Raw genomic sequence first — 25,901 nt, 5'->3', positions numbered from 1 at the left:
TCAGTTCTCCAGGTTCTGCAGACGGTCGGCGATCACGCTCGCGATGTGCGCGATCGGTTCGGGCAGGGTCATGTCCTTGTGCGAGCAGGCGACGTCCGTGTTGTCGATGCGCCCGGTCACGTACGGGGTCCAGGTCTCGGGGGTGAGCTCGTCGTCGATCGTGTCGACGGTGGCCCGGAAGAAGAGCACGTCGCCCTCGTACACCCGGTGGTCGAAGGCGCGCACCAGGTGGTTGGTGTTGAGGTAGGTGCGGTTGAGGGCCTCGATGGTGGCGTCGTCCAGGCTGGCCAGCGGGGAGCCCTCGCGGCGCAGCACGTCGGTGACGTGGGCGAGTTCGAAGGGCTTGCCCTCCAGGCTGTCCGGGCCGTAGCCGCCCATCGCGAGGAGCGCTTCGAGCGCCTCGGCCTGGTCGGGCACGGGCAGCTCGCGGAAGCCCTCGGCGGGGTAGGCGTCGAGGATGGCCAGCAGCTCGACCTCCTGGCCCAGGTCCTGCAGGCGGGTGGCCATGGCCTGGGCGATGATGCCGCCGGTGGACCAGCCGAGGAGGCGGTACGGGCCCTCGGGCTGGACTTCCCGGAGCCGGTCGACGTAGTGGGCGGCGAGCTCCTCCAGGGTCTGCGGCAGCGGCTGCGCGGCGGTGGCCGGGCCGACGCCCTGGGCCTGCATGCCGTAGATCGGCACGTCGGCGGGCAGGTGGCGGATCAGGCCCGCGTAGCACCAGCTGAGGCCGCCGGCGGGGTGGACGCAGTACAGCGGGGCCTTGTCGCCGGGCGCGGCCGGGCGCAGCGGCAGCAGGACGTCCAGCGCGTCGGTCCGCTCCGAGGCGTCGAGGGCGGCGTCCAGGGCCGCGACGGTCGGCGCCTGGAAGATGGTGCCGATGCCGACGTCGGCGCCGAGGGCGTCCTTGACGCGCCCGGCGAGGCGCACGGCGAGCAGCGAGTGGCCGCCGAGGTCGAAGAAGTTGTCGTCGACACCGACCCGGGGCAGGCCCAGGACGTCGGCGAAGATCGCGCAGAGCTGTTCCTCGCGGGGGCCGCGGGGGGCGCGGCCCTCGGTGACGGCGGACGCGAGGTCGGGGGCCGGGAGGGCCTTGCGGTCGAGCTTGCCGTTGGCGGTCAGCGGCAGCCGGTCGAGGAGGACGACGGCCGAGGGCACCATGTGGACGGGCAGTTCGCCGGCGGCGTGCTCGCGCAGCGCGGCCGGGGTGACCTCGCGGGCCGGGACGGCGTAGGCGACGAGGCGCTTGTCGCCGGGGGTGTCCTCGCGGACGACGACGGCCGCGTCGGCGACGTCGGGGTGGTCGGCGAGGACGCCCTCGATCTCGCCGAGCTCGATGCGGAAACCGCGGATCTTGACCTGGTGGTCGGCGCGGCCGAAGTAGTCGAGGTTGCCGTCGGGGCGGCGGCGGGCGAGGTCGCCGGAGCGGTACATGCGGGTGCCGCTCTCACCGAAGAGGGCCGCGTACGGGTCGGCGACGAAACGTTCCGCCGTGAGGGCGTGCCGGCCGAGGTAACCGCGGGCCAGGCCCTCGCCGGCGACGTACATCTCGCCGGTGACGCCGGGCGGCACGGGCTGCAGGTACGGGTCGAGGACGTAGACGCGCAGGTCGGGGATGTTGACGCCGATGGTGCTGGAGGCGCCGGCCGCGGCCTTCACCCGGTCCAGGGCGATGTACGAGACGTGCACGGTCGTCTCGGTGATGCCGTACATGTTGACGAGCGTGGGCGCGTCCTCGGCGTGGCGCTCGTACCAGTCGGCCAGGCGGGCCAGTTCGAGGGCCTCCCCGCCGAAGACGACGTAGCGCAGGGCCAGATCGCTGCCCGGGTTCTCCTTGTCGGCGGCCATCAGCTGGTAGAAGGCCGACGGCGTCTGGTTGAGGACGGTGACGCTCTCCGCGGCGAGCAGGCGCAGGAAGGCGGCCGGGTCGCGGCTGACGAGGTGGGGCACGACGACGAGGCGGCCGCCGTGCAGCAGGGCGCCCCACATCTCCCACACGGAGAAGTCGAAGGCGTAGGAGTGGAAGAGCGTCCACACGTCGGTGTGGTCGAAGCCGAACCACTGGTCGGTGGCGGTGAACAGCCGGACGACGTTGTGGTGGGTGACGGGGACGCCCTTGGGGCGGCCGGTGGACCCGGAGGTGTAGATGACGTAGGCGACGTCGTCCGGGCGCACCGGCCGGACGCGCTCCTCCGGGGCGAGGTCCGCGGCCGCGTACGCCTCGGCCTCGGCGCCGTCGACGAGCACGACGGGCAGGTCGTGCGCGGGGATGCGGGCCGCCGTGGCGGTGTCGGTGACGACGGCGGCGGGCGCGGCGTCCTGGAGCATGTACGCCAGACGGTCGGCCGGGTAGTCGGGGTCCATCGGGAGGTAGGCGGCGCCGGCCTTGGCGACGGCCAGCAGGCCGGTGACCAGCTCCAGGGAGCGCGGCAGGGCGAGCGCGACGATGGAGCCGGGGCCGATGCCGCGCGCGGCGAGCAGCCGGGCGAGGCGGTTGGCCCGGGCCGACAGCCCCGCGTAGTCCAGCGACGCGCCGTCGCAGGTGACGGCGGTGCGGCCGGGGTGGCGGCGGGCGGCGTCCTCGTAGAGCTCCACGAGGGTCTGCTTCGACGGCGCGGGGGCCGGGGTGCCGGTGTTCCACTCGACGAGCAGGCGGTGGCGCTCGTCGCCGCCGAGCATCGGCAGCAGGCCGACGGGGGTGTCGGGGTCGGCCGCGGCAGCGGTCAGCAGGCGGGTCAGGTGGGCCGAGAGGCGCTCGGCGGTGGCGCGGTCGAAGAGGTCGGTGCGGAACTCCAGGAAGCCGGCGATGCCGCCGCCGGGCTGCTCCCCCGCGTTCAGGGTGAGGTCGAACTTGGCGGTGCCGGACGGCGTGGCCGTCATGGCGGCGGTCAGGCCCGGTCCCATGGCGAACGCCGCGTCGGGCAGGGACTGCCAGGCGAGCATCACCTGGAACAGCGGGTGCCGGGCCAGCGAGCGCGGCGGGTTGAGCTCCTCGACGAGCCGGTCGAAGGGCAGGTCGCCGTGCTCGTAGGCGCCGAGCGTGGCGGTGCGGACGCGCTCCAGCAGCGTGCGGAAGGCGGGGTCGCCGGAGGTGTCCGCGCGCAGGACGAGGGTGTTGACGAAGAAGCCGACGAGGCCTGCGGTCGCGTCGTCGTCGCGGCCGGCCACGGGGGTGCCGAGCGGGATGTCGGTGCCGCAGCCGTAGCGGGTCAGCAGGGCCGCGAGGGCGGCCTGGACGACCATGAAGACGCTGGTGCCGGTGGTGCGGGCGAGCGTCTCGACGGCGGCGTGCGCGTCCGCGCCGAGGTGGAAGGGCACGGTGTCGCCGGCGTAGGAGGCGACGGCCGGGCGCGGCCGGTCGGTGGGGAGTTCGAGCTGGTCGGGCAGGCCGGCGAGGGCCTGCTTCCAGTGCTCCATCTGGCGGTCGGCGAGCGCGGTGGGGGCGTCGGCGGTGCCGAGGAGCCGCTGCTGCCAGGCCGTGTGGTCGGCGTACTGGACGGGCAGCGGCGCGAGTTCGGGAGCGCGGCCCGCGGCGCGTGCGGTGTAGGCGGCGGCGAGGTCGCGGGCGAGGGGCGTGGTGGAGGCGCCGTCGCCGGCGATGTGGTGCAGGAGGAGGAGCAGGGTGTGCTCCGTCCCGCCTCCCGTGAACAGGGTGACGCGCAGCGGGGGTTCGGCGGCCAGGTCGAAGCAGTGCCGGACGGCGGCGGTGACGTCGGCCGTCAGCGGGGCGGTGTGGAGCTCGGGGTACGCCTCCTCGGCCGTCAGGATCCGCTGGTAGGGCTCGTTGTCAGTGGCCGGGTATACGGTCCGGAGTGTTTCGTGACGCTCGGTGAGGTCGCGCAGGGCCAGGCGCAGTGCGTCCCGGTCGAGCGGGCCGGTGAGGGTGAGGAGCAGGGGGATGTTGTACGTGGGGCTGGGGCCTTCGAGCCGGTGCATGAACCACAGCCGCTTCTGGGCCGGGGAGAGCGGCATCCGCTCCGTGCGGGGCACGGCCACGAGGGCGGGGCGCTCGTCGGCCGGGCCGCCGGGGGCGGTGTCCAGGAGGGCGGCGAGGGCGGCGGGGGTGGGGTTGCGGAAGACGTCGGCGAGGCCGAAGCCCTCGCCCGCGCTCTCGCGGATCCGGGCGGCGATACGGCCGGCCAGCAGGGAGTGACCGCCCAGGGCGAAGAAGTCGGCGTCGGGGGACGGCGGGGCGTCCAGGCCGAGGACGTCCTGGAAGAGGCCGCAGAGCGCGGCTTCCTGCGGGGTGCGGGGCTCGCGGGCGGCCGGGCCCGCGGTGGGCTCGGGGTCGGGCAGGGCGCGGTGGTCGAGCTTGTCGTTGGCGGTGCGGGGCAGGGCGTCCAGGGCGAGGATCGCGGCGGGCACCATGTGCGCGGGCAGCTGCCCGGCGAGGTGGGCGCGCAGGGCCTCGGTGTCGAGGGCGGCCGGGCCGGTGCCCTCGGCGGGGACGGCGTAGCCCAGGAGGCGCTTGCCGTGGGCGGTGTCGCGGGCGATCACGGCGGCCTGGGAGACCGCGGGGTGGGCGGCCAGCGCGGCCTGGATCTCGCCGAGTTCGATGCGGAAGCCGCGGATCTTGACCTGGTCGTCGGCGCGGCCGAGGAATTCGAGGGTGCCGTCGGGGCGGCGGCGCACCAGGTCCCCGGTGCGGTACATGGCGGCGCCGGGCTCGCCGTGCAGGGCGCCGAAGGGGTCGGCGGTGAAGCGCTCGGCGGTCAGGTCGGGGCGGCCGAGGTAGCCGCGGGCCAGGCAGGCCCCGGCGATGTACAGCTCGCCGGTGACGCCGTCGGGCGCGGGGCGCAGGGAGGAGTCGAGCACGTAGGCACGGGAGCCGCGGACGGGTCTGCCCTGGGGGGTGCCGTCCTGGCCGGCCAGCCAGTAGTAGGCGTCGACGGTGGTCTCGGTGGGGCCGTAGAGGTTGACGGGGCCCAGGCCCTCGGTGGCGGCCAGGCGCCGCCAGAGCGGGTCGGGCACGGTCTCGCCGCCCACGACGACGACGGCCGGATGGTGCCGGCCCTCGTCCAGGAGCCCTTCGGCGAGGAGGGCTTCGGCGTAGGAGGGGGTGACGTCGAGGTAGTCGAGGCGCTCGTCGTGCACGTAGCCGGCGAGGGCGGCGGGGTCGCGGTAGTCGGCGTCGTCCAGCAGGTGCAGCTCGTGGCCGTGGACCAGCCAGATCAGCGGGTCCCAGGAGGCGTCGAAGGCGAAGGAGGCACTGTGGCCGATGCGCAGGCGGTCGCGGCCGGTGCGGGCCACGGCGGGGGCGATGTGGTCGCTGCCGTGCCCGGCGTGCAGGTTGGCCAGCGAGGCGTGGGTGACGACGACGCCCTTGGGGCGGCCGGTGGAGCCGGAGGTGTGGATGATGTACGCGGCCTGACGGAGCGTGGGCGCGGCGGGGGCGGTCGCCGGGCGGGCGTCGATGCGGGCGCGGGTCTCCGGGTCGTCCAGGAGCAGGGTGGAGATGCCGTGCGGGGGCAGCCCGCGGACGGCATCGGCGGTGCCGACGAGGCAGCCGGGCCGGGCGTCGTCGAGGACGGCGGTGATGCGCTGGGCGGGGTGCCCGAGGTCGAGGGGCTGGCAGACGCCGCCCGCCTTGAGGACGGCGAGCAGGGCGACGACGGTCGACGCGCTGCGGGGCAGGGCCAGGGCGACGGGGGTCTCCGCCGTGACGCCCGCGGCGGTCAGCTCGTGGGCCAGGCGGTTGGCGGCGGCCTCGAGTTCGGCGAAGGTGAGGGTCTCGCCGCCGCTGCGGACGGCCGTGGCGCCGGGGGTGCGGGCGGCCTGCGCGCTGAACAGCTCGGGCAGGGTGTGCTCGGCGGGCGGCTCGGTGCGGCCGGCGGTGGCCCGGCGGATTCCGTCCGCGTCGAGCAGGTCGAGGGTGCCCACGGGCCGGTCCGGGTCCTCCAGGAGGAGGTCGGTCAGCGCGTCGAGGTAGCGCAGGAAGGCCTGCTCGTGGGCGGCGAGCTCCTCGGCGGTGTAGCGGCCGGGGTTGGCGTCGAGGCCGAGGAGGAGGGAGCCGCCGGGACCGGGGGTGACGGTGACGGCGAGGTCGTCGACGGGGCCGGCGGCGAGGTTGCGGACGGTGCCGGGCAGGCCCGCGAAGTCCAGGCCGCCGTCCTCGAACGGCTTGATGTTGACCATGGGGCCGAAGAGCGGCCGGTCGCTGCCGGTGAGGCCGAGGTCGCGGCGCAGGTCCTCCAGGCGGTAGCGCTGGTGCCGGCCGGCGGCGCGCACGGCGAGGACGACGCGGCGCACCAGTTCGGCGCCGGTGTCCCCGGGGCGGACGGCGAGGCGCAGCGGCATGACGTTGACGGTCATGGCGGGGGTGCGCAGGGCGGCGCGGCTGCGCCGGTTCTTCAGCGGCAGGCCCAGGAGGACGTCCTGGGCGCCGGATATGCGGTGCACGTAGCCGGCGGTGGCGGCCATGACGAGCTCGGCCCAGGTGCTGCCCTTGGCTCCGGCCGCCGCCTTCTCCAGGCGGGCGCGGGTGCCTGCGGGGAGGACGGCGGTGCGGCGCAGGACCGTCGTCGCGGGAGCGAAGGGGCGGGCGGAGAGGGAGGCGGGCTCGGGCCGGTCGCCGAGGTGGGCGAGCCAGCGGTCGCGGTCGGTGGCGTGCTGGGCGCTCGCGCGGTAGGCGGCTTCCTCGTCGGTGAGTTCGCGCAGGGGGGCGAAGTCCGCGGCGGGGGGCTCCTCGCCGGCGGCGAGGGCGGTGTAGACCTCGGCGACGCGGCGGCCGATGAGGGTCAGGGCGTAGGCGTCGACGGCGAAGTGGTGGACGCGCTGGTACCACCAGTGCAGTTCGTCGTCGATGCGGAAGAGCGCCTGGGTGACCAGGGGGCCGCGGGTGAGGTCGACCGGGCGGTCGAGGTCGGCGCGCATCCAGGTCTCCGCCTCGGCCCACGGGTCTCCGGCGGTGCGCAGATCGATGCGGTGGAGCGCCGGCCGCTGTCCGCCGGCGAGGCGCTGTGCGGGGACGGCGTCCTCGTCGGCGGGGTCGGCCGGCACGGCGAGCAGGGAGAGGGTCTCCGCCTCGCCGGCGGCGCGCTGCAGGGCCCGGGCGAAGAGCTCCTCGTCCAGGGGGCCCCGGATCTCCACGCAGTCACCCGTGTTGTAGACGGGGTTGTCAGGGGCGAGTTCCTGCGCGTACAGGATTCCGGCCTGGGCCGCGAGCAGCGGCAGCTCGACAGGAGAAGTCTCGGCCTCGTGGTGACGCATGGTGTGGGGACTCCCGTTGTATGACAGCGATCTGGCCACACCGGTACCCCCCGGTATGTCAGCTTAGGTAAGCCTAAGCTATTTTTTGCCTCACCGTGAGAGTCTCCCACCACAGGGTGGGGAACGAACAGGAGCACCGATCATGACCGCGGCCGACGGCCTCAAATCAGCCCTGCGCGAGCGCGTACTCGCCCACCGCGACGACCTCCTGTCGCTCAGCCGGCGCATCCACGCGCACCCCGAGACGGCCTTCGCCGAGCACCGCGCCGCCGGCTGGTGCGCCGACTTCCTGCGCGGGCACGGCTTCGACGTGACGGCGCCCGCGTACGGCCTCGACACCGCCTTCTCCGCGACGACCGGTTCGGGACCGGTCACGGTGGCCCTCGTCTGCGAGTACGACGCCCTGCCCGGCCTCGGGCACGCCTGCGGCCACAACCTGATAGCCGCGGCCGGCCTCGGCGCGGCCCTCGCCCTCGCGCCCCACGCGGACGAACTGGGGCTGACGGTACGGGTGCTGGGCACGCCCGCGGAGGAGCGCGGCGCGGGCAAGGCGCTCATGCTGGACGCGGGCGCCTTCGACGGGGTCGACGCCGCGATGATGGTGCACCCGTGCCCGTTCGAGGTCGCCGAGTTCCGCTCGTTCGCGCTCGGCACGCTCTCCGTCGCGTACACCGGCAAGTCCGCCCACCCGAGCCTCAATCCGCACGAGGGCCGCAACGCCGCCGACGCGCTGACCGTCGCCCAGGTCGCCCTCGGGCTGCTGCGCCAGCAGCTGCCGCCGCAGTGGAAGGTGCACGGGGTGACCACGGGCGCCGGCACGGCGCCCAACCTGATCCCCGACCGCGCCACGGCCGAGTACGAGATCCGCGCCTCCGCGGCCGAGGACCTCCGGGAGCTGCGCGAGCGCGTCGAGGCGTGCTTCCGCGCGGGCGCCCTGGCCACCGGCTGCGAGGTGGAACTGACCCGCCCCGAGCCCGACTACCTGGATTTCCGCACCGACGCGCGGCTCGTCGCGCTCTGGCAGGACAACGCCCGGGCGCTGGGCCGGCCCGAGCCGCTGCAGCGGGACGCCTTCGCCTGCACGGACATGGGGAACGTCTCGCACGTCGTGCCGTCGATCCACCCGGTGCTCGACATCAGCGACGGGGCCTGCGGCCCGCACGAGGCGGAGTTCGCCGAGGCCGCGGTGTCGCCCCGCGGCGAGCAGGCGCTGCTCGACGGCGCGGTCGGGATGGCCTGGACGGCGGCCGACTTCGCGAGCGGTCGCTGAAGGAATCCGGGTGCGGGACGGGCCTGACGGCCCGTCCCGCACCCGGGTCGGTTACTTGAGCGCCTTCACGATGTCGTCCACGACGACCGTGCTGGCGATCGGGCCGCCGCGCGTGGACCAGACCGAACCGTCCACCGTCACGGCGTGGTTCTTCTTGACCGCGCCGAGGTCCTTGTACGCCGGCTTCTCCTGGACGTCCTTCAGCGCCTTCTCACCGTCGGAGGTGAGGGTCGACAGGAACAGCCAGTCGCCGTCGATCTCGTTGATCTTCTCCAGGCTGAGCGCCGGGGTGTGGGCGTTGCCGTCCTTGTCCTGCGCCTTGGGGCGCTTGAGGCCCATGTCCAGGGCGACGCCGCTGGCGAACTGCTTCTTCTCCATCCAGCTGGGGCCGTCCGGGTTCCAGCGGACGATGCTGACCTCGGCGCCCTTGTTGTCGCCCAGGCCCTCGCCGGCCTTCTTGGCCTTGGCCTCGTAGTCGCCGATGACCTTGTTGGTCTCGTTCATCTTGTTCAGGGCGTTGCCGATGCCACGGAAGGAGAGCTTCCAGTCATCGGTCGGGGCCATGGTGACCAGCGTGGCCGGGGTGATCTCGCGCAGCTGCTTGAGCATCTGCTCGTCCTGCATGTCGCCGGCCAGGATGAGGTCGGGCTTCGCGGCGACGACCTTGTCCATCACCGGCTGCAGCAGGTTGCCGACGACATTGATGCCCTTGACCTTGTCGGCGAGGTAGGCCGGCGGCTTGCTCAGGCCCTGGCCGTTGGTGATGCCGACCGGCTTGACGCCCAGCGCCAGCACCGCGTCCAGGTCCTCCTGGGTGAGCGTCACGATGCGCTTGGGGTTGGCCGGGACCTTCACCGCGGTGCCGGTCGCGTCCTTGACGGTACGGGTGCCGCCGCCCGACTCGGCCGCGTTGTCGGACTTCTTGTCCGAGCCCTTGTCGGAGTCCGAGCCACAGCCGGTGACCAGCAGCGCGGCCGCCCCCACAGCGGCGAGCACCTGCACCGCGCGGCGCGGGGCGAAGGGGAGGAGGCGGTTGGGTGTGGTCATCAGAAAGCTCCGGGCGTGGGTGAAGACGGGGACGGAAAGGAATGGCAAAAGGACGGCAGACGGCATGAGGAACCCCTCGCACCGGCCCGCAATGGACATTAGGTTAGCCTTACCTTAAAGCTCTCCCCATGGGAGGGTCCATATCAGCCGGCGATCTTCTGGAAAGGCCCGCCTGTGGAGCTCCGCGTCGAACAGCTCATCGCCGGATACCCCGGCCACCGCGCCGTGGCGGGAGTCGACCTCACCATCCCCTCCGGCCGGGTCGTCGCGATCGTCGGTCCCAACGGCTGCGGCAAGTCCACCCTGCTGCGCTCCGTCGCCCGGCTCCACCAGCCCGAGTCCGGCCGGGTGTACGCGGGCGACGCCGACATCTGGCAGCTGAAGCAGCGCCAGGCCGCGCACCGCATCGCCCTGCTCCCCCAGTCGCCACTGGCCCCCGAGGCCGTCACCGTGGCCGGGCTCGTGCGCTACGGACGCCACCCGCACCAGGGCCTGTTCCGCCAGTGGTCGCGCGACGACGAGCGGGCCGTCGAGGAGGCGCTGCGCGCCACCGGCGTCGCAGCCCTCGCCGGCCGCCGGCTCGACCAGCTCTCCGGCGGTCAGCGCCAGCGCTGCTGGCTCGCGATGGTCCTCGCCCAGGAGACGCCGATCGTCCTCCTCGACGAGCCGACCAGCGCCCTGGACATCGGCCACGCCGTCGAGGTGCTCGACCTCGTCCGCGAGGTGGCCCTCGCCGGCCGCACGGTCGTCATGGTCCTGCACGACCTCGCGAGCGCCGCCCGCTACGCCGACACCGTCGTCGCCATGAAGGACGGTCGCGTCGTCGCCCACGGCTCACCGCGCGACGTCGTCGACACCGCCCTGGTGCGCGAGCTGTACGGCATCGAGGCCGACATCCTGGAGGCCCCCGCCGACGGCTCCCCCGTGGTCGTCCCGGCCCGGCGCGCGCCGGTGGCCGCGGCCGCCGCCGTCGCGGCCGCCTCGTAGCGGAACCCGTAGGAGACCCCGTCGGAGAACAGCGGAAGCCGGATCAGAAGCCGGCCGCGTACCGCCAGAAGTCCCGCATCACCTCGGGCGGAGCCGGCCCGGCCATCTGCACCTGTGTGAGCAGGACGGTGACCAGGCCGGTCGAGGGGACGAGGTGCGCGGCCGTACCGGTGCCGCCGACCCAGCCGTAGCGGCCCGGGACGTTCCACGGGTCGGCGGCCGCGATGTCGACCGAGCCGCCGAAACCCCACCCCTGGCCCTCCAGGAACAGCGCGGCGCCCTCGCGCTGGGCCCGCGTCAGGTGGTCGGTGGTCATCTGCCGTACGGCCGCGGGCGACAGCAGCGGCCGCCCGCCGTCCGTCGTGCCCCCGGCGAGGAGCATGCGGGCGAAGGCGTACAGGTCGTCGGCGGTCGAGACGAGCCCGCCGCCCGCGGACGGGAACGCGGGCGTACTGCTCCACTGGCCGTCGGGCGGATCGGTCAGCTCCAGTCCGCCGTCCGGAACGGGCCGGTACAGGCTGGTGAACCGGCCCAGCGCGGCGGACGGGACCGCGAACCCGGTGTCGGTCATGCCGAGCGGCTCGAAGAGCCGCTCGGCGAGGAAGTCGGGCAGGGGGCGGTCCGCGACCCTGGCGATCAGCACGCCCAGGACGTCCGAGCAGGTCTGGTAGAGCCAGGCCTCACCCGGCTGGTGCAGCATCGGGATCCGGGCCAGGGCCGCCAGCCACTCGTCCGGCGGGAGGGTGTCCTGCGGGGCGAGGATGTGCCCCTGCACCTCCTCGAACAGCGCCGCGACCGCCGGCAGCGAGAAGTCGGCCGGGAAGCCGTAGCCGGCGCGGAAGGTGAGCAGGTCCGTCACGGTGACCGGCCGGGCGGCCGGGACCACGTCGCCGACGGCCGACTCCGGCGTGCGGACCACCACCGGGGACGCCAGCTCCGGCAGCCACCGCGCGACCGGTTCGTCCAGGGCCATCCGGCCGTCCTCGGCCAGCATCATGACGGCCGCGGCGGTGACAGGCTTGGTGAGCGAGGCGACGCGGAAGACGGAGTCCCTGGCCATCGGGGCGGTGCCGTCGGCGTCGAGCGAGCCGAGGGCCTCCGCCTCGACCCGGCCCGCGCGGGCCACCAGGGCCACCGCCCCCGGCACCGCACCGCTGCGGACGTACGGTTCGAGGACGTCGTGAAGATCCGTCACGGGCCCGCCGCGGGGCCCGCGGTGCGCAGCGGCGTGAGCTGCTCGATGTCGTAGCGCACGCGCAGGGCGGCGATCGCCTCCTGGTCGACCGGCGGCCCCGCCTCGAGGATCTCGAAGAGCTCCTCGAAATAGCGCTCGTGGTCGGGCGGCGGCGAGGCCTGGAAGAACATCCGCACCGGCTCCGAGGTGGGGTTGGCGAAGGCGTGCGGGCAGCCCGGCGGCACCAGGATCACCGTGCCGGGCGTGGCGCGGGCGTACCGCTGTCCGGCGGCCGAGCGCCACTCCCGCCAGTGGTCCCGCGTCCGCACGAGCGGCTCGAACGCGAGCACGTCCAGCTCGCCCTCCAGCACGTAGAAGAGCTCCTCGCTGCGGGTGTGCAGGTGCGCGCCGACGTCGAAACCGGGCGGGACGACGACCTCGAAGCTGGAGGCCGCGCGCGAATGCTCCCCCGTCACCTTGAAGGTCACCTGCTGGGCGGGGGTGACGAGGGTGCGTCCCCCGCCGGGCGGCACGACCAGACCGTCCTGGGCGGAAATCAGGGTCATGGCGGCGGTCCTTCCCGGCGGCGTTCGACGTCGTGGCGGAACCACATCGTCCGGCACTGTGAAGATTTCCCGTTCGTACCGGACGGCACCCGTGCTCTCACCCGTACGGGTCAGGAGGCGGGCGGGCAGGGGCTCAGGCCTCGCGGGAGAGCCGTTCCACGAGACCGGGGGCGGGCTGCGGGACCTCGCCGAAGTCCTCGTCCTCGCCGTCGACCGTGAGGCGGTTGACGACGCTCTCCAGCGCGGCGGGCAGATGGGGGGTCAGGCCGCTGTGCCACTGGATGAGCAGTTCGTGGCGGGCCGCGTCGGTCAGGAGCTTGCGGCGGCCGTCCACCCGGGACGCGGGCCGCGGGGGCTCCTGCGGGTCGTGGGCGGCCTGGGCGCGCCAGTACGCGGCGTCGCGGAACTCGCCGTTGCGGCGGTGGGAGAGGTGGAGGCAGTACGCGGCGGTGCGGCTGCCGCCCCCGGCGGCGAACTGCCACCAGAAGTCGGCCGCTCGGGTGTGCCCGGCCACGTGCAGCAGGCACGCGAAGACGAGAGCGCCTTCGGGGTCGATGCCCCGGTCGTCCACGAACCGCTCCAGGCTGTCGGCCGCCTCGACGGCGTTGATCACCAGGACGCAGGCCAGGTCGAGCTCGTGGGCGGCCTCTTCGCGGGCGGCGGGGCCGGCCGGGGCGGGCTCCGCGGGCGGCCTGTGCCGTCGCGGGCGGCGCCGGCTCTCGAACGCCACCGCGATGGCGCGGGCGTCCGAGGTCAGCATGGCTTCGATGACGTCACCCTCGGTGTCGTGGCTGCGCGGCATTACTTCCCCCTGCCGGAATGCTGGGCCTCTGAAGGGACTTCTAACGCGGATGACGCGGACGGCACGGGCGCCGCACACGCCGCAGGCTCCTCAGGTGCCGCGGACACCGCGGACACCGCCGCGACGACCTTGCGCTTGGCGTGCCCGATGAGCGAGCGCGCGGCCGCCCGCTCGACGCCGAGCAGGTCCGCGACCTGGGCCACGGTGTAGCCGATGACCAGGTTCAGGACGAGCGCGTCGCACTGCCGCTCGGGCAGCCGGGCGATCGCCGCGTACAGCGCCATCCGGCTCTCCAGGAGCCGGAACCGCCGGCCGCGCTCGGGCTCCGGGGCGTGCGCCGCGCAGTGGAGGGCGGCCGTCGGCAGCGCCGTGCCGCGCCGGTGCCGGGCCAGCCAGCCGGCCACGTGCTCCTTGAGCAGCGACCAGGCGTAGGAGTCGGCCGAGGGCTGGCGCAGCGCGTGCGGCCACTGCGCGCACAGCCGGTCGAAGGCGGCCTCGGTGATGTGCTCGGCGGCCTCGGCGTCGCCGGTGTGGACGTAGGCGTACGCGCCCCACCTGTGCTCGTGCAGTTCACGGAAGGCCGTGAAGGCGATCTCCATCCGGCGCTCGGAGGGGCGGGTGGTCCCGGCGGGCGCGGGCGTCCGACCGCTGTCTCTCATGGGCGCCTCTCGTCGCGTCTTCTCCTGCGTCTTCTGCGTTCTTCCAATGAACCGGAAAAGCAGACCCCGCCGTGCCACAACCCCGCAAAAAAACTGGCTCTCCGCAGCGGAGCGGTTACCCGTCGGTGACGCGGGACAGGTATGGGGCGGTCGTAACGCAAGGGGGAGGCGGAGAAGATGGGCGAGGCCCACGAGGATCCCGTGGTCGACCTCCGGCTGGACCTGGCCCACTCGGCCCGCATCTACGACTGGCTCCTCGGCGGGCGGACCCACTTCGCCGCCGACCGCGAGGCGGGGCGGCGCATCCTGTCGGCCTTCCCGGCGGCCGGCGAAGCCGCCCGGATGAACCGGGCGTTCATGCACCGGGCCGTCGCCCACCTCGCCCGCGAGGGCCTGACCCAGTTCCTCGACATCGGCACGGGCATCCCCACCTCGCCCAACCTGCACGAGATCGTCCAGGGGATCAGCCCCGCGGCCCGCGTCGTCTACACGGACAACGACCCCGTCGTCCTCGCGCACGCCGCCGCCCTGCTGCGCGGCCGCCCCGAGGGCCGCACGGCGTACGTGCAGGCCGACGTCACCGTCGCCGGCAGCGTCCTGGAAGCGCCGCGGCTGCACGCGACCCTCGACCTCCGCCGCCCGGTGGCGCTCACCCTCAACGCCCTGCTGCACTTCGTCCCCGACGACGGCCGCGACCGCGCCCACGCGGTCGTCGAGGACCTCAAGGCCGCGCTGCCCGGCGGCAGCGCTCTCGTCATCACGCACGGCACCTCCGACTTCTCCCCGCTGGCGATGGGCCGGGTCACTGACGTCCTCGCGCGGGCCGGGACCCCGCTCCAGCTGCGCGGCGTTGCCGAGTTCCGCCGCTTCTTCGACGGCTGGGAGCTGCTGGAGCCGGGCGTCACGCTCGCCCACCGCTGGCGCCCCGGCCGCCCTGAGGACCCGGGCCGGCCCACGGCCGCGGAAGCCGTCTGCTACGCCGCGATCGCCCGGAAGCCGTGAGCCGCGCGCCCCTCGCCCTCACCCTCACCCTCATATCGCGTACTTCCACACCGTGAGCATGAAGGCCCCGTACCAGCAGCCGAAGAGCGTGGCCGCGCACAGCACGGTCACCGCCGTGCGGGTGCGGGCCGCCGCCAGTGCGCGGGCCGCGGGGACGAGGAAGAGGACCGCGGGTATGAGCAGCCGCAGCTTGGAGTGCGAGTAGTTGCTCTGGGCCAGGGTGAGGACCACGATGCCCGTGCCGTGGACGAGCAGCGGGGGCCAGGTGCCGCGGTGCCAGGTGAGCACGGTGGCGCAGCCGAGGGCGAGCAGGAGCACGGCGGTGCTCACCGAGACCCACCCCTCGCCCCGGTGCAGCGTCTCGCCGAGGAAGTCGAGGAAGGCCGCCCCGTTGTCCCAGTGGGTGCCCCAGCCGGCCTCCTGGATGCGGAACCAGGCGTCGGATTCGCCGATGCGCTGCCCCACCCACCACAGGTAGAGCGGGGTGCCGAGGCAGCCGAGGACGACGGCGGCCACGGGCCGCGGGGTGATGCGGCGTTCGCGCAGCAGGTGCAGGAGGGCGGCCACGGCGAGCGCGGCGGCGACGGCCGCGGCGGCGGGCCGGGTCAGGCCGGTGAGCAGCGCCAGCGTCCCGGCGGTGAGCCAGGCCTTGCGGTGCGCGGCCAGGAGCGTTCCGGCGGCCAGGGCGAGGAAGAGCGACTCGCTGTAGGACATGAGGAAGGACAGCGCCATCGGCTGCGCCCCCGCGAGCAGCACGATCGCGCAGAGAGCGGTGCGCTCGCCGTGGAGCCGGGCCAGCAGGCGGTGCACGACGATCAGTGCGGCGAGCAGCGCGAGGTGGGCGGCGACGATGCCGGAGGTGCCCCAGTCGAGCCACGTGACGGCGTGGACGGCGCGGATCAGCATCGGGAACAGCGGGAAGAACGCGAGGTTGTTGCCCGTGAGGCTGCCGTCGTCGTTGTAGGAGTACGCGTGGGCGTAGCCGTCCTGGGCGATGCCCACGTAGAGGTTGCCGTCCCAGGCCAGCAGGCGCTTGCGCAGGCCGGGGCCGTCCGCGTCGCTCATGGCGGACAGGATCAGCAGGTGGAGCGCGGTGGTGACCGCGTAGACGGCGCACGCGGGCAGCAGGAACCGGAAGATACGTTTCGCTCGCTGCCGTGCCGACGGCTCCGGCGGGGCCGGTATCGCGCCGGGACCGGCGGTGGAGGAGTCGGGTACGAGAGCCGTCATGGGCGGTCATGCCATTTCGTCGGAGGCGTACGGGCGTGGGTACGCGGTGGGACTGGTGCGGGGGCCGGGTCCGTCACACGGCCGGGTAGTGCTCCGCTCGGGCGGCCGTGATGAGCGCGGAGACGTCCGTCCAGTCGAGGCCCTCCCGGCGGGCCCGGCTCATCCAGTCCGCGAGCTCGCCGCGCAGCGGGGAGTCGGCGAGGGAGCGGGGCCGCTGCGGGGAGGCGCTCACGAAGGTGCCGACCCCCGGCCGGGCCTCCACGAGCCCGAGGTGCTCGAGCTCGCGGTAGGCCTTGAGCGTCGTGTTCGGGTTCAGCTTGGTGACGGCGGCGACGCGGGCCGCGGTGGGCAGCTGGTCCCCCACGGTGAGGATGCCGAGGCGCAGCGCTTCCTGGACCTGCTGGACGATCTGCAGGTAGGCGGCCATCCCGCTCTGCCGGTCGATTCTGAACTCGACCATGGTGCGGCCCCCCTCATCCCGTCCCTGCGTGCTGCGACCCGGCGCGGCTCACAGCGGGCGCCGCCGGCCCCACCACAGGGTGAGGGCGAGAAGGGCGACGGCCGCGGCCAGCACGAGCGCCGCGTAGGTCCACTGCATGCCGGGCATCTGGTCGTACCCGAAGTATTCCAGGCGTTCGGCGACGATGCCCTTGGCCCTGCAGTCCGCAGGGGTGCGCTCGTTGAAGCACGTGCCGAAGCCGTGGAGCCCGCCCTGCGCGTCGACGGTCCAGTTGTCGTGGCGCACGGCGCCCTCGGGCAGCATGGGCTGCCCCTGCTCGACCGGGTTGAGGAGCACGCGCGGCTTCGGGAAGCCCACCGTGAACCAGCCGGACAGGACGAGGTTCCAGACGAAGGAGAAGGCGAGGGCGAACCCCATGACGACCAGGGTGCGGCGGACGAACAGCCCGATCGCGGCGCCCACGGCGAGGTGGAGCAGGGCCAGCGCCACCGGCACGGGGCCGGTGTTGAGGAAGATGTTGTCCCCCATCCAATCGCCGCCGTTGACGAGGGCGTGCGCGGGTTCCCACCAAGAGGTGAAGGCGGCCGAGAGCGCCGCGGAGCACACGACGGTGATCAGCACCGCCATGCCGAGCTTGACGGCGAGCCAGCGGCCGCGGGTCACCGACTGCGTGGTGACCAGCTGCACGGTGCCGCGCTCGCGGTCCCCGGCGATCAGCGGGGCGCCGAGGAAGACGCCCGCGACCACGGGCACCATCGACATCAGCCACGTGGCGTTCTGGAACGGCTCGCCGTACTTCTGGTCGAAGACCTCGGCCAGCCCCACCGCGGCGGTCGCCCGGGGACCGGCGAGGAAGTCGGTCACCGTGCCGCGCTGCCAGAGCATGTGCACGCACCCGGCCGCGGTCAGCAGCAGGCAGGCCACGAAGGCCACGCGGTGCTGCCGCCAGACCAGCCACGGCAGGCCGCGCAGGATGCGCGGCGGCTCCTTGCCGTCCTCGCCGTTGCCTCCCTTCCCGGCGACGGGCGTCCCTACGGCCGTGCTCATGCCGCCCCCTCTTCGTCTTCCTGGTTCTGTGCGCTCTCGATACGGGTGTCGGCCGTGAGCAAGGGCGGTGCGGCGGGCGAGCGCATGTAGCCCAGCAGCACCTCCTCCAGGCCGGGTTCGGCGATCTTCCAGTCGCCCTCGACCCGGCCGCGGGGCCGGATGAGCGCGGTGAACTGACGGCCCACGGCGCGCGATTCGACGACGGTGTGCCGGGCGATCTCCGCGGGCATGCCGTCGGTCAGGTGCACTCCGGTCACCAGCAGGTGGGCGGAGAGCAGCTCGTCCACCTCGCCCGCGAGGCGCACCCGGCCGTTGTCGACGGCGACGAGGTGGTCGCACATGGTCGCCACGTCGGCCATGCGGTGCGAGGACATCACGACCGTGGTGCCCTGCTCGGCCGCCTCGGCCAGCAGCAGGCCGCCGATCTCGTGGGCGGCCAGCGGGTCCAGGGCGGCCATGGGCTCGTCGAGGAGCAGGAGGCGGGGGCGCTTGCCGAAGGCCAGGGCGAGGGCCACGCGGGAGCGCTGGCCGCCGGAGAGGCTGCCGACGCGCGCGGCCATGGACAGCTTCCCGGACCGTACGATCCGTTCGGCCGCGGCCTGGTCCCAGCGCGGGTTGAGCTCCCGGCCCAGGCGCAGGGTCTCCTCGACCGTGAACCGGGGGAACAGGGGCTTGTCCTGGGTGAGGAACGCCGTGTCGGCGAGGCCCGACGTGCCGGACACCGGCGCCCCGAAGACCTGCAGGCTCCCGGCCGTCGGGCGGACGAGCCGCCCGGCCATGCCGAGCAGCGTGCTCTTGCCGGCGCCGTTGGGGCCCACGAGCCCGCAGACCGCGCCGGCCGGGATCCGCACGGAGAAGTCCCGCACGGCCCAGCGGCGCCGGTAGCGCTTGCCGAGCCCCCGTGCCTCGACGGCCCAGCGGCTCGCGCCGTCGGCTGACGTCATCCCACCCCACCTGCCCCACCGGCTAATTAACTAGTCAGCTAGTGGAATGAGCATATAGAACACCCTTGCGCTGTCAATATCCGGTACAGATAGGGACAAAAGGTGCAATTACGGGCTCAGCCGGCCGGGCTCGACGCCTTCCGGCGGGCCCGGTGGGCGGCCGCGGTCGCACGGTTGCCGCAGATCTGCGGGGAACAGAAGCGCCGCGACAGGTTGCGGGAGGTGTCCACGAAGACCTCGGCGCAGCGGTTCCCTACGCACACGTGCAGCCGCTCCATGCCGCTCGTGGTGACCACGGTGAGCAGCCCCATGGCGGCGTTGACCGCGTACTGGTCGGCGACGGGGGCGTCGGGCGCGGCGACGTGCAGGTGCCACGAGCCGTCGTGGTCGGTGTAGTGCGGCACGGCGCGGTGGGCGGCGAGCACGGCGTTGAGCAGGCCGACGGCCGTGGCCGCGTCCGGGGCGCCGAAGACCTCGCGCAGCACGGGCCGGAGCCCGCGCACGGCGGCGAGGTCCGCTTCGGTCGGGGCCGCGGGCGGCCGGATGCCGTGGGCGTCGAGCAGGGCGGACAACGCCGCAACATCGGGCATCTTCTCCACATTCCGCACGATGTTGTAGGTATTGACCAGGTCCTCAGCCAGGGTCACCGAACCGTCTGAGTAACTAGTAAACCTCACCATGACTCCGTACTATTGCTGCTCGTAGTCGCCACCGCATCACCTGCGGCGGCACTGTTTCCTGTTGCCCGCATGTCCGCGGAGGATGTCGATGGACTCGCAAGAGGCATTACCCGCCGAGGAGTCGGCGCCACCGCAGGAAACACCCGCCCCTGCCGCCGGATTCCGGGAGGAGGCACTCTACGGTCTGCGGGCCGCCGTCCCCCTGGCCGTGGCCGTCTTCGGATTCGCGGTCTCCTTCGGCGTCGTGGCCCGCGCGGCGGGCATGGGGGTCCTGGCCCCGGTGGTGATGTCGCTGACCACCTTCGCGGGGTCCGCGCAGTTCGCCGCGGCCTCGGTGCTCGGCACCGGCGGCGGCGTCGCCGCCGCGATCGTCGCGGCCGTCCTGCTCAACTCCCGCTATCTGCCCATCGGGATCAGCGTGGCCCCGGCCATGACCGGCGGCGTCCTCAAGCGCTTCCTGTCCGCCCAGCTGGTGGTGGACGAGTCCTGGGCCGTGGGTCACGTGGGCAACGGCCGCTATTCGCGCGGCCGGCTGCTCGGCGCGGGCGTGCTGGTCTACGCCGCCTGGGTCGGCGGCACCGCGGTCGGTCTGCTGGGCGCCCACTACCTCGGCGATCCCGAGCGCTTCGGGCTGGACGTCGTCTCGCCCGTGCTGTTCATCGCCCTCCTCAAGGGCCAGATCACCAGCCGCAAGGCGCTCGCGGCCTCGGCCCTCGGCGTCGCCATCGCCCTGGCCCTGGTGCCCTTCGCCTCGCCGGGCGTGCCCCTCATCGCCGCCACCGCCGCCTGCCTGTTGGGACTGAGGAAATGACCGGACTGTGGCTCGCCGTGCTCCTGGTCGGCGCCGTCTCCATGGCGCTCAAGGCGACCGGCCCCGTACTGCTCGGCGGCGAGGAGCTGCCCGCGGCCATGCAGCGCGTGGTCACGCTCATGGCCCCCACCCTGCTGGCGGCGCTGATCGCCACCCAGATGTTCGGCCAGGGCAAGTCGCTCGTCATCGACGCCCGCGCCGTCGGGCTCGTCGTCGGGGCCTTCGGCGTCTGGCGCAAGTGGCCCACCCTGCTCGTCGTGGTGCTCGGGGCCGCGGCCACGGCCCTGACCCGGCTGGTGACGAACTGACCGGGCCCGCGGGCGGCGCCCGCACCCGGCACGACGGCTCCCCCGGCCGCCCGCCCCGACCCCCGCTCCCCGACCGGAAGGAGGCCCCCATGGAGAACTCGGACGCCCCGCCCCTCACGGCAGCCGCGGCAGCCCCGCCCCGGCCGGCCGGCACGCCGCCCACCACGGCCCTGTGGGACGCGGGCATCCGCCTGGGCGCCGCCGTCACGCTGCCGCCCCTGCCGCTGGCACCGGTGGCCGCGGGCATGCGCTGCGCCGGCCCCCTGCGCCGCGTGCAGCACACCGAGGGCGTGGTCTCGATCTTCACCGGGATCGACGCGGCCGCCCCGGGCGACATCCTGCTCGTCGACAACTCCGGCCGCACGGACGAGGCCTGCGTCGGCGACCTCGTCGCGATCGAGGCCCGGCAGGCCGGCCTCGCGGGCATCGTCGTGTGGGGCTGCCACCGCGACAGCGACGAACTCGCCGCCATCGGCCTGCCGGTGTTCAGCCTCGGCCCCTGCCCCGCCTCGCCGCGGCTCGGCCCCGGCCGCGGCCCGGCGCCCGCCCTCCCCCCGCTCACGGGCCGGGACGGCGACAGCGTGACGGCCGACTCCGACGGCGTGCTGATCGTCCCGGCGGCGGCCCACGCCGAGGTGGCCGCCGTCGCCGGGCAGATCGTCCGGGCCGAGCGCGCCCAGGCCGAGCGGGCCCTGGAGGGCGTCAGCCTCCGCGAGCAGCTGGGCTGGGACCGCTTCCTGGAGCGCAGGCGCACCGACCCCGGCTATGCGTTCCGCTCCCATCTGGCCCAGGTCGACGGAGCACTGGAGTAGGAGGAGCAGGGGACGTACGAGGGAAGGCCCCGCCGCAGCAGCAGGTGCCGGCGGGACCAGGGGTGGGGCTCCGGAATCCCGTCCCGGACGCAGAGCGAGAACGTCAGCACGGCCAGTCCGTTCGCAGATCGGTTCACAGGAGGTCCCCTTCTCCTCATGGCGTCGACGTCGGTACAGGCACAGCGGGCTCCGGCCCGGTTCCCGGTGGACCCCCGCCGCCGGGGACCGGACCCGGGCCCGCTGCGCCGCGCCCCCGGCCGGGCCGGGGGCGGCCCGCAGGACCGCTCAGGAGGCGGCCTGCGGAAGATGGGCCCGCGCGAACTCCAGCTGCCGCCGGAACATCGCCACGCGTTCGTCCACGTCCGTCACGCTGTGGCCCCCGTCGTGGACGTGCAGGCCGTGGGCGACGCCGCGCCGCGCGAGCCGCTCGGCGTAGTCGCGGACCTGCGCCACGGGGCAGCGGGCGTCGTTGGCGCCGGCCATGATGAGCACCGGCGCGCGGACGGCGTCGGCGTACGTCAGCGGCGAGGACTCCCGGTAGCGCTCGGGCACCTCGTCGGGCGAGCCGCCGAAGAGGCTGCGGTCGAGCGCCTTGATCTCCTCCATCGCGCCGTGGTGTGCCGCGGCGCAGTCGGCGACCGGTGCCCCGGCGAGCCCCAGCGCCCACTCCCCCGGCTGCGCGCCGAGCGCGAGCAGCGTGAGGTAGCCGCCCCACGACCAGCCCGCCACGACGAGCCGGGCCGGGTCGGCGATGCCGTGGCCGACCGTCCACCGCCGGACCGCGGCCACGTCCTCCAGCTCGGTGAGCCCCACGCGGCGCCGCAGCGCCTCGGTCCACTCGCGCCCGTAGCCGGTCGAGCCGCGGTAGTTGACGCGCACGACGGCGAACCCGTGGTCGGTCCAGGCCGCGACGGCCGGGTCGAAGGCGTCCTCGTCCTGCTCGTCGGGGCCGCCGTGCAGCAGGAAGACCGCGGGGTACGGGCCGGGCCCCGCGGGCGTGTTCAGCAGGGCGTGGACCCGGCCGCCGGGGCCGTCCACCCACAGGTCCCGCGCCTCGGCCGCCGGGGGCGGCGGGGCGTCCGGGACGGGCAGCCGCGGGTCCTCCAGCAGGCCGCGGAACTCCGGGGGCCGCGCCGAGCTCGACCACAGCAGCCAGGCGTCGCCGCCGGGCCGGGTCCGGGCGTGGGCGATGACCCCGGGCGGCGTGCCGATGCGCTCCAGGCGCCCGCTGTCCAGGTCGTAGCGGTGGAGCGTGGAGCGGGCCTCGTGGTCGTGGACGACCAGCAGCGAGCGGGCGTCCTGGAACCACTGCACCGACACGTCGCCGGGCAGGCCGAGGCGCAGCTCGGTGCGCTCGCCGGTGCGCGGGTCGAAGAGGACCGGTTCCCAGCGGTCGTCGCGCTGGTGCTGCAGCAGCAGGCGCGCGTCGCCCCGCACGGGCGAGAAGCCCACGGCCTCCAGGCCGCCGCCCTCCTCGTCGGCGAGGTCCGCCACGGTCGCGCCGTCGTCCGTGGTCAGGACGCGCACGCCCAGGTCCCACAGGTCGCCGCGCTCGCTGTGCGCGATGACGGCCAGGTCCAGCGAGCGGGAGAGGTCGACGGCGTAGGCCGGTTCGTCGTGCCGGTAGAGCCGGCGGGCCGCGCCGCCGGGCAGGACGAGGTGGACCTCCGCGCCGTCCTCGGTGGAGCAGCCGAGCAGGGAGTGCCCGTCGAGGCCGACGGCCAGGCCCGAGGGCCAGTACAGCCCGGCGGACGGGACGGCCGGGGTGTCGGGGCCGCCGGTGAACGGCTGGCGCATCCACCGGCCGTACTCGTCGCCCGCGCCGTCGTCGAACCACCACACGGCCTCCCCGGACGCCTCGACGGCGCACTGCTGGGTGCCGGACGGGCGGTCGGTGACGCGGCGGAGGGTTCCGGCCGCGCGGTCCCAGGCGTAGACCTGGGCGATGCCCGAGAGGTCGCTGACGAACACGCAGCGGTCGGGCGCGCTCTTGGCCCAGGCCGGCAGGGTGTGGCGGGGGGCGCGGAAGCGCCGTTCCCACACGGGCCCGTCGGCGAGGTGCCGGCGGGGGGCGGTCGTGGTCATCGAGGGGGTTCCTCCCGTGGCTCCCTGGGGTGTGCGCCCCCGCCCCTCCATCGGGGACCCGCCGCCGCCGGCGGTGGGCCGGGGCGGCCGGCGGGCGGCGCCGGCTCCCGGGCGCCTGGGTGGACGCGTGCGTCAGTGGCAGCCGCAGCTCGCCGAGGTGACCCGGTTCATCCGGCGCCTCGGCCGTGCCTCGCCTGTCTCCGTGCCGGCCCCGGCGAGCGCTTCGGTGCCGCCGAGGGCCGTGACCGTGCTGGTGGAGCAGGCCAGCGTCAGCTGGTACGGGGTCTGCGGCAGGGCGCCCAGGACGATGTGGGCGGAGACCGTTGCCTTGCCGGTGGCCGCGGAGTTGCCCTCGGTGTTGAAGGGCAGCGGCTGCATGCCGGTGCTCAGGCCGAACTCGATCCCGGAGACCAGCGCGTGGTCGGGGTGCTCGGCGAAGAGGCGCTCGAGCTCGGCCGCGGCCGTGCCGGAGCCCGTGGCGGCGGCCTTGAGGTCGGTGACCGCACCGTTCTCCACGGTCAGCACCAGCGGGTAGTGCGAGAGGCCGGTCAGCTGCTCGTAGATCTCGTGGCGGCGGTCGGCGCTCGCGCTGCGGGCCCGGACGACGGGCCAGCCCTTGACGGTGATCTGGCCGGAGAGCGCGGTGCCGGTGAGGTCGGCGGCGAGGCGCAGCCGGCCGGTGGGTGCGGTGCGGACGGCGCCCGGCTGGAAGAGGCCGCCGTCGGTCCGCGACCAGGTCGGCCGGTCGTAGGTCAGCCGGGCGACGGAGCCGGTCAGCGCTTCCTCGATCTGCAGGCCGCCGGAGGCGGCGAGGGCCTCGGTGAGCTTGTCGGCGCGGGCCTGGACCTCGTCGGGGTCGGTCTTCTCCAGGGCCGTCAGCACGGTGCCGGCCTGGTCGAGGGCGAGCGGGCCCTGCCCGGCGCGGAGGACGGCGACCGTGCGGCCGGGGCCGGTGTCGGCGGACGGAGCGGTCAGCAGGGCGTCGGCGGTGGCGATCACGAGGACGTCGCTGTTGTCCGGCACCTCGGTGCGCAGGATGTCGCCCAGGGTGCGGCCGGGGCCGGCGGTCACGGTGGCGCACTGCTCGTAACGGCTGCCGCCCTCGAGGCGGAAGAAGTCGGCGAGCGCCTTTTCCAGGACCAGTACGAAGTGTGTACGGCCGACCGGATACTGGCGGTAGGCCTCGGGGCGGACAATAATCATCGCGACACCACTCCCAGATATGCGTGTTGCGTGTCGGCGAGGCGGGTCGAGTCAGCACCTCGACCCGCCTCGCGCCAGGGCTGTTCAATTCAGCCCGTCACCCGGGTTCAGCCCAGCAGGGTCCCGAGGTAGTTGCTGTTCTTGCGCACCTTGATGGTCTTCTTCATGGGAACTCACCTCCCGCCAATGGCCATTGTTTTCGGATGGACTGCGGGGCGATTAGCCCAGCAGGGTCCCCAGGTAGTTGCTGTTCTTACGGACCTTGATGGTCTTCTTCACGGGAACTCACCACCCTCCATTGGCTCGGATCCGGCCGGGTCACCGGGCGTTCAGCCCAGCAGGGTCCCGAGGTAGTTGCTGTTCTTGCGCACCTTGATGGTCTTCTTCATGGGGAATCACCTCCCGTCCACATGGATTTCGCGCTCCCGCCGCGTCCGCGGCCGGCCGCTCAGGCGGCCGGTGCGATGCGGACGCTCGGGGCGCCGCCTTTGTTGCCGAGCACCACTTCACCGCTCTCGGTGTAGACGGTGGTGTCGGGCGAGATGATGTCGAGGTGGTACTGGGTGAAGGGGGTGAGCCCCAGTCCCCAGTGCAGGCAGCCGCGGTCGCCGCCGTAGACCTCGTTCATCGCGTGGTTGCCCCGGACGATGTCCAGGCTGGTGTTGAGGGCGTGACCGATCTCCCAGACCAGGGTGTAGCGGGAGTCGATCTCGAACATCGCCTCGAAGACCTCGGCGACCGGGGCGCCGGCGGGCCGGAACGGCCGGAGCGAGGTGATCGCTCCCTTGTGCACGTCGGCCACGACCGCCTCGTGCTCCAGCCCGGCCAGCTTGCCCTGCAGGCGCGCCTGGTCCTTGCGGAGGAACGAGGGCGTTCCGTTGTGCAGGATGGGGAAGCCGCGGAACGCGATGCTGCCTTCGAGCGGGAGGTGCAGCGATTCGTCGAACTCGACGATCTGCATCGGCAGGACGCTGATCTCACCCGAGGGTACGATCTGCTGCTCGCCCCATTCAAGGGGGCCGGCCTGCTGATTCCAGACCAGGTCGTCGGCGAGGTGGTCCAGGACGGCGCGGGTGCCGTGCCGCTCGTCGACGTACACCAAGTGGTCGGTGGACTCGGCGAGTTCGAAGAACCGGTCGCTGAACTCCGCCTGCTCCTGGGCCGAGGTGCGCTCGATGACCCCGATGAAGTGGCGGATGATGCCCAGGTCCGTGGGCGTCGAGTTGCACGCCATGCCCATCAGCTTGCGGCGCGGGCCGAGCGCCTCCTCGGACGGGGACTCGAAGAATCGGTAGGGCGAGATGACCAGCGAATGAGAATTCTGCGGAACCGTTTCATCAGCGAGCATCTTCTCGAAGTCGTCGCCCGGTTTCAGAATGATCGTCCGGTACTCCACGTAGGGGGCATCCCTGACGATTTCGAATTCCTGGACCATCTCCTGATTGGTGATCAGGCAGAAGATGCTTCCCTCGGCCGGGCCGAACTGACTGAATCGCGCCGGGTTGATCTTGATTGCCATAATCGGCGATACCCCCAGGTGGCTGATTATCTGGACGCAAGAAAACAGCACCCGGCGAACCCCGCGCAATATGCCGGGGGGCAATGGCC

General features: G+C 73.8%; 20 protein-coding genes. 6 read left to right on the top strand and 14 right to left on the bottom strand.

All coding sequences use genetic code 11. The features are described 5' to 3' along the window. Complete coding sequence (locus ACFPP6_RS05800) at nucleotides 1-7,206, bottom strand: amino acid adenylation domain-containing protein (RefSeq protein WP_382037870.1); 7,206 nt, start codon at nucleotides 7,204-7,206, stop codon at nucleotides 1-3. Nucleotides 7,207-7,348: 142 nt separating this feature from the next. Here ACFPP6_RS05800 and ACFPP6_RS05795 point away from each other — a divergent pair, with 142 nt between their 5' ends. Further along, nucleotides 7,349-8,476 carry a M20 family metallopeptidase gene (locus ACFPP6_RS05795; protein WP_382037868.1) on the top strand — a complete coding sequence of 376 codons (1,128 nt, stop codon included), beginning with the start codon at nucleotides 7,349-7,351 and terminating at the stop codon, nucleotides 8,474-8,476. Between the two features lie 51 nt (nucleotides 8,477-8,527). On the opposite strand, the gene ACFPP6_RS05790 is transcribed toward ACFPP6_RS05795, so the two are convergent. Next, nucleotides 8,528-9,523, bottom strand: a complete 996-nt coding sequence (locus tag ACFPP6_RS05790) for an ABC transporter substrate-binding protein (protein WP_382037866.1) — start codon at nucleotides 9,521-9,523, stop codon at nucleotides 8,528-8,530. A 174-nt stretch (nucleotides 9,524-9,697) separates the two neighbouring features. Here ACFPP6_RS05790 and ACFPP6_RS05785 point away from each other — a divergent pair, with 174 nt between their 5' ends. Continuing rightward, a complete protein-coding gene (locus ACFPP6_RS05785; protein ID WP_382037864.1) occupies nucleotides 9,698-10,510 on the top strand; it encodes an ABC transporter ATP-binding protein in 813 nt (270 codons plus the stop codon). A 43-nt stretch (nucleotides 10,511-10,553) separates the two neighbouring features. Here the strand turns inward: ACFPP6_RS05785 and ACFPP6_RS05780 are convergent, their stop codons facing one another. The 4 genes from ACFPP6_RS05780 to ACFPP6_RS05765 all read right to left on the bottom strand — a co-directional run bounded on the left by ACFPP6_RS05780 (nucleotide 10,554) and on the right by ACFPP6_RS05765 (nucleotide 13,711). Then, on the bottom strand, nucleotides 10,554-11,705 hold the full coding sequence (locus ACFPP6_RS05780) for a serine hydrolase domain-containing protein (protein WP_382037862.1): 1,152 nt from the start codon (nucleotides 11,703-11,705) through the stop codon (nucleotides 10,554-10,556). After that, a complete protein-coding gene (locus tag ACFPP6_RS05775) occupies nucleotides 11,702-12,250 on the bottom strand; it encodes a cupin domain-containing protein (RefSeq protein ID WP_382037860.1) in 549 nt (182 codons plus the stop codon). Before ACFPP6_RS05775 ends, ACFPP6_RS05780 begins: the two co-directional genes overlap by 4 nt. A 133-nt stretch (nucleotides 12,251-12,383) precedes the next feature. Further along, the gene (locus ACFPP6_RS05770) at nucleotides 12,384-13,052 is read right to left on the bottom strand and encodes a hypothetical protein (protein ID WP_382037858.1); all 669 of its coding nucleotides are present in this window, start codon (nucleotides 13,050-13,052) and stop codon (nucleotides 12,384-12,386) included. Further along, the gene (locus ACFPP6_RS05765; protein WP_382037857.1) at nucleotides 13,052-13,711 is read right to left on the bottom strand and encodes an RNA polymerase sigma factor; all 660 of its coding nucleotides are present in this window, start codon (nucleotides 13,709-13,711) and stop codon (nucleotides 13,052-13,054) included. The genes ACFPP6_RS05770 and ACFPP6_RS05765 overlap by 1 nt, the downstream gene beginning before the upstream one ends. A 177-nt stretch (nucleotides 13,712-13,888) precedes the next feature. Here ACFPP6_RS05765 and ACFPP6_RS05760 point away from each other — a divergent pair, with 177 nt between their 5' ends. Continuing rightward, nucleotides 13,889-14,713: an SAM-dependent methyltransferase gene (locus ACFPP6_RS05760; RefSeq protein ID WP_382037855.1), complete on the top strand. Its 825-nt coding sequence runs from the start codon at nucleotides 13,889-13,891 to the stop codon at nucleotides 14,711-14,713. A gap of 30 nt (nucleotides 14,714-14,743) precedes the next feature. Here ACFPP6_RS05760 and ACFPP6_RS05755 read toward each other — a convergent pair whose 3' ends face one another. The 5 genes from ACFPP6_RS05755 to ACFPP6_RS05735 all read right to left on the bottom strand — a co-directional run bounded on the left by ACFPP6_RS05755 (nucleotide 14,744) and on the right by ACFPP6_RS05735 (nucleotide 19,041). After that, nucleotides 14,744-15,943 (bottom strand): hypothetical protein, encoded by a 1,200-nt coding sequence (locus ACFPP6_RS05755; protein ID WP_382037854.1) that lies wholly within the window; start codon nucleotides 15,941-15,943, stop codon nucleotides 14,744-14,746. A 73-nt stretch (nucleotides 15,944-16,016) separates the two neighbouring features. After that, nucleotides 16,017-16,403, bottom strand: a complete 387-nt coding sequence (locus ACFPP6_RS05750) for a GntR family transcriptional regulator (RefSeq protein ID WP_382037852.1) — start codon at nucleotides 16,401-16,403, stop codon at nucleotides 16,017-16,019. 48 nt (nucleotides 16,404-16,451) lie between these two features. Next, nucleotides 16,452-17,450: an ABC transporter permease gene (locus ACFPP6_RS05745; protein ID WP_382037850.1), complete on the bottom strand. Its 999-nt coding sequence runs from the start codon at nucleotides 17,448-17,450 to the stop codon at nucleotides 16,452-16,454. After that, nucleotides 17,447-18,394 (bottom strand): ABC transporter ATP-binding protein, encoded by a 948-nt coding sequence (locus ACFPP6_RS05740; RefSeq protein ID WP_382037848.1) that lies wholly within the window; start codon nucleotides 18,392-18,394, stop codon nucleotides 17,447-17,449. Before ACFPP6_RS05740 ends, ACFPP6_RS05745 begins: the two co-directional genes overlap by 4 nt. 116 nt (nucleotides 18,395-18,510) lie before the next feature. Further along, complete coding sequence (locus tag ACFPP6_RS05735; protein ID WP_382037846.1) at nucleotides 18,511-19,041, bottom strand: CGNR zinc finger domain-containing protein; 531 nt, start codon at nucleotides 19,039-19,041, stop codon at nucleotides 18,511-18,513. A gap of 121 nt (nucleotides 19,042-19,162) precedes the next feature. On the opposite strand from ACFPP6_RS05735, the gene ACFPP6_RS05730 reads away from it, so the two are divergent. The 3 genes from ACFPP6_RS05730 to ACFPP6_RS05720 all read left to right on the top strand — a co-directional run bounded on the left by ACFPP6_RS05730 (nucleotide 19,163) and on the right by ACFPP6_RS05720 (nucleotide 21,005). Continuing rightward, nucleotides 19,163-19,885, top strand: coding sequence for an AzlC family ABC transporter permease (locus tag ACFPP6_RS05730; RefSeq protein ID WP_160330202.1), 723 nt, complete (start codon nucleotides 19,163-19,165; stop codon nucleotides 19,883-19,885). Next, nucleotides 19,882-20,193 carry an AzlD domain-containing protein gene (locus ACFPP6_RS05725; RefSeq protein WP_382037844.1) on the top strand — a complete coding sequence of 104 codons (312 nt, stop codon included), beginning with the start codon at nucleotides 19,882-19,884 and terminating at the stop codon, nucleotides 20,191-20,193. Before ACFPP6_RS05730 ends, ACFPP6_RS05725 begins: the two co-directional genes overlap by 4 nt. A gap of 89 nt (nucleotides 20,194-20,282) precedes the next feature. Next, a complete protein-coding gene (locus ACFPP6_RS05720; RefSeq protein ID WP_382037842.1) occupies nucleotides 20,283-21,005 on the top strand; it encodes an RraA family protein in 723 nt (240 codons plus the stop codon). A gap of 285 nt (nucleotides 21,006-21,290) precedes the next feature. On the opposite strand, the gene ACFPP6_RS05715 is transcribed toward ACFPP6_RS05720, so the two are convergent. From ACFPP6_RS05715 to ACFPP6_RS05705, 3 genes are all read right to left on the bottom strand, one after another. Then, a complete protein-coding gene (locus ACFPP6_RS05715) occupies nucleotides 21,291-23,090 on the bottom strand; it encodes a S9 family peptidase (protein ID WP_382037841.1) in 1,800 nt (599 codons plus the stop codon). A gap of 132 nt (nucleotides 23,091-23,222) precedes the next feature. Next, nucleotides 23,223-24,293 carry a hypothetical protein gene (locus ACFPP6_RS05710; RefSeq protein ID WP_382037839.1) on the bottom strand — a complete coding sequence of 357 codons (1,071 nt, stop codon included), beginning with the start codon at nucleotides 24,291-24,293 and terminating at the stop codon, nucleotides 23,223-23,225. A 448-nt stretch (nucleotides 24,294-24,741) separates the two neighbouring features. Further along, entirely contained in the window at nucleotides 24,742-25,812 is a 1,071-nt protein-coding gene (locus tag ACFPP6_RS05705; protein ID WP_382037837.1) for a hypothetical protein, read from the bottom strand. Nucleotides 25,813-25,901 lie beyond the last annotated feature (89 nt).

The sequence above is a fragment of the Streptomyces aureoversilis genome (assembly GCF_042657885.1).
GTDB classification, from domain to species: domain Bacteria; phylum Actinomycetota; class Actinomycetes; order Streptomycetales; family Streptomycetaceae; genus Streptomyces; species Streptomyces aureoversilis.
This window is presented reverse-complemented; position numbering and strand designations above follow the sequence as displayed.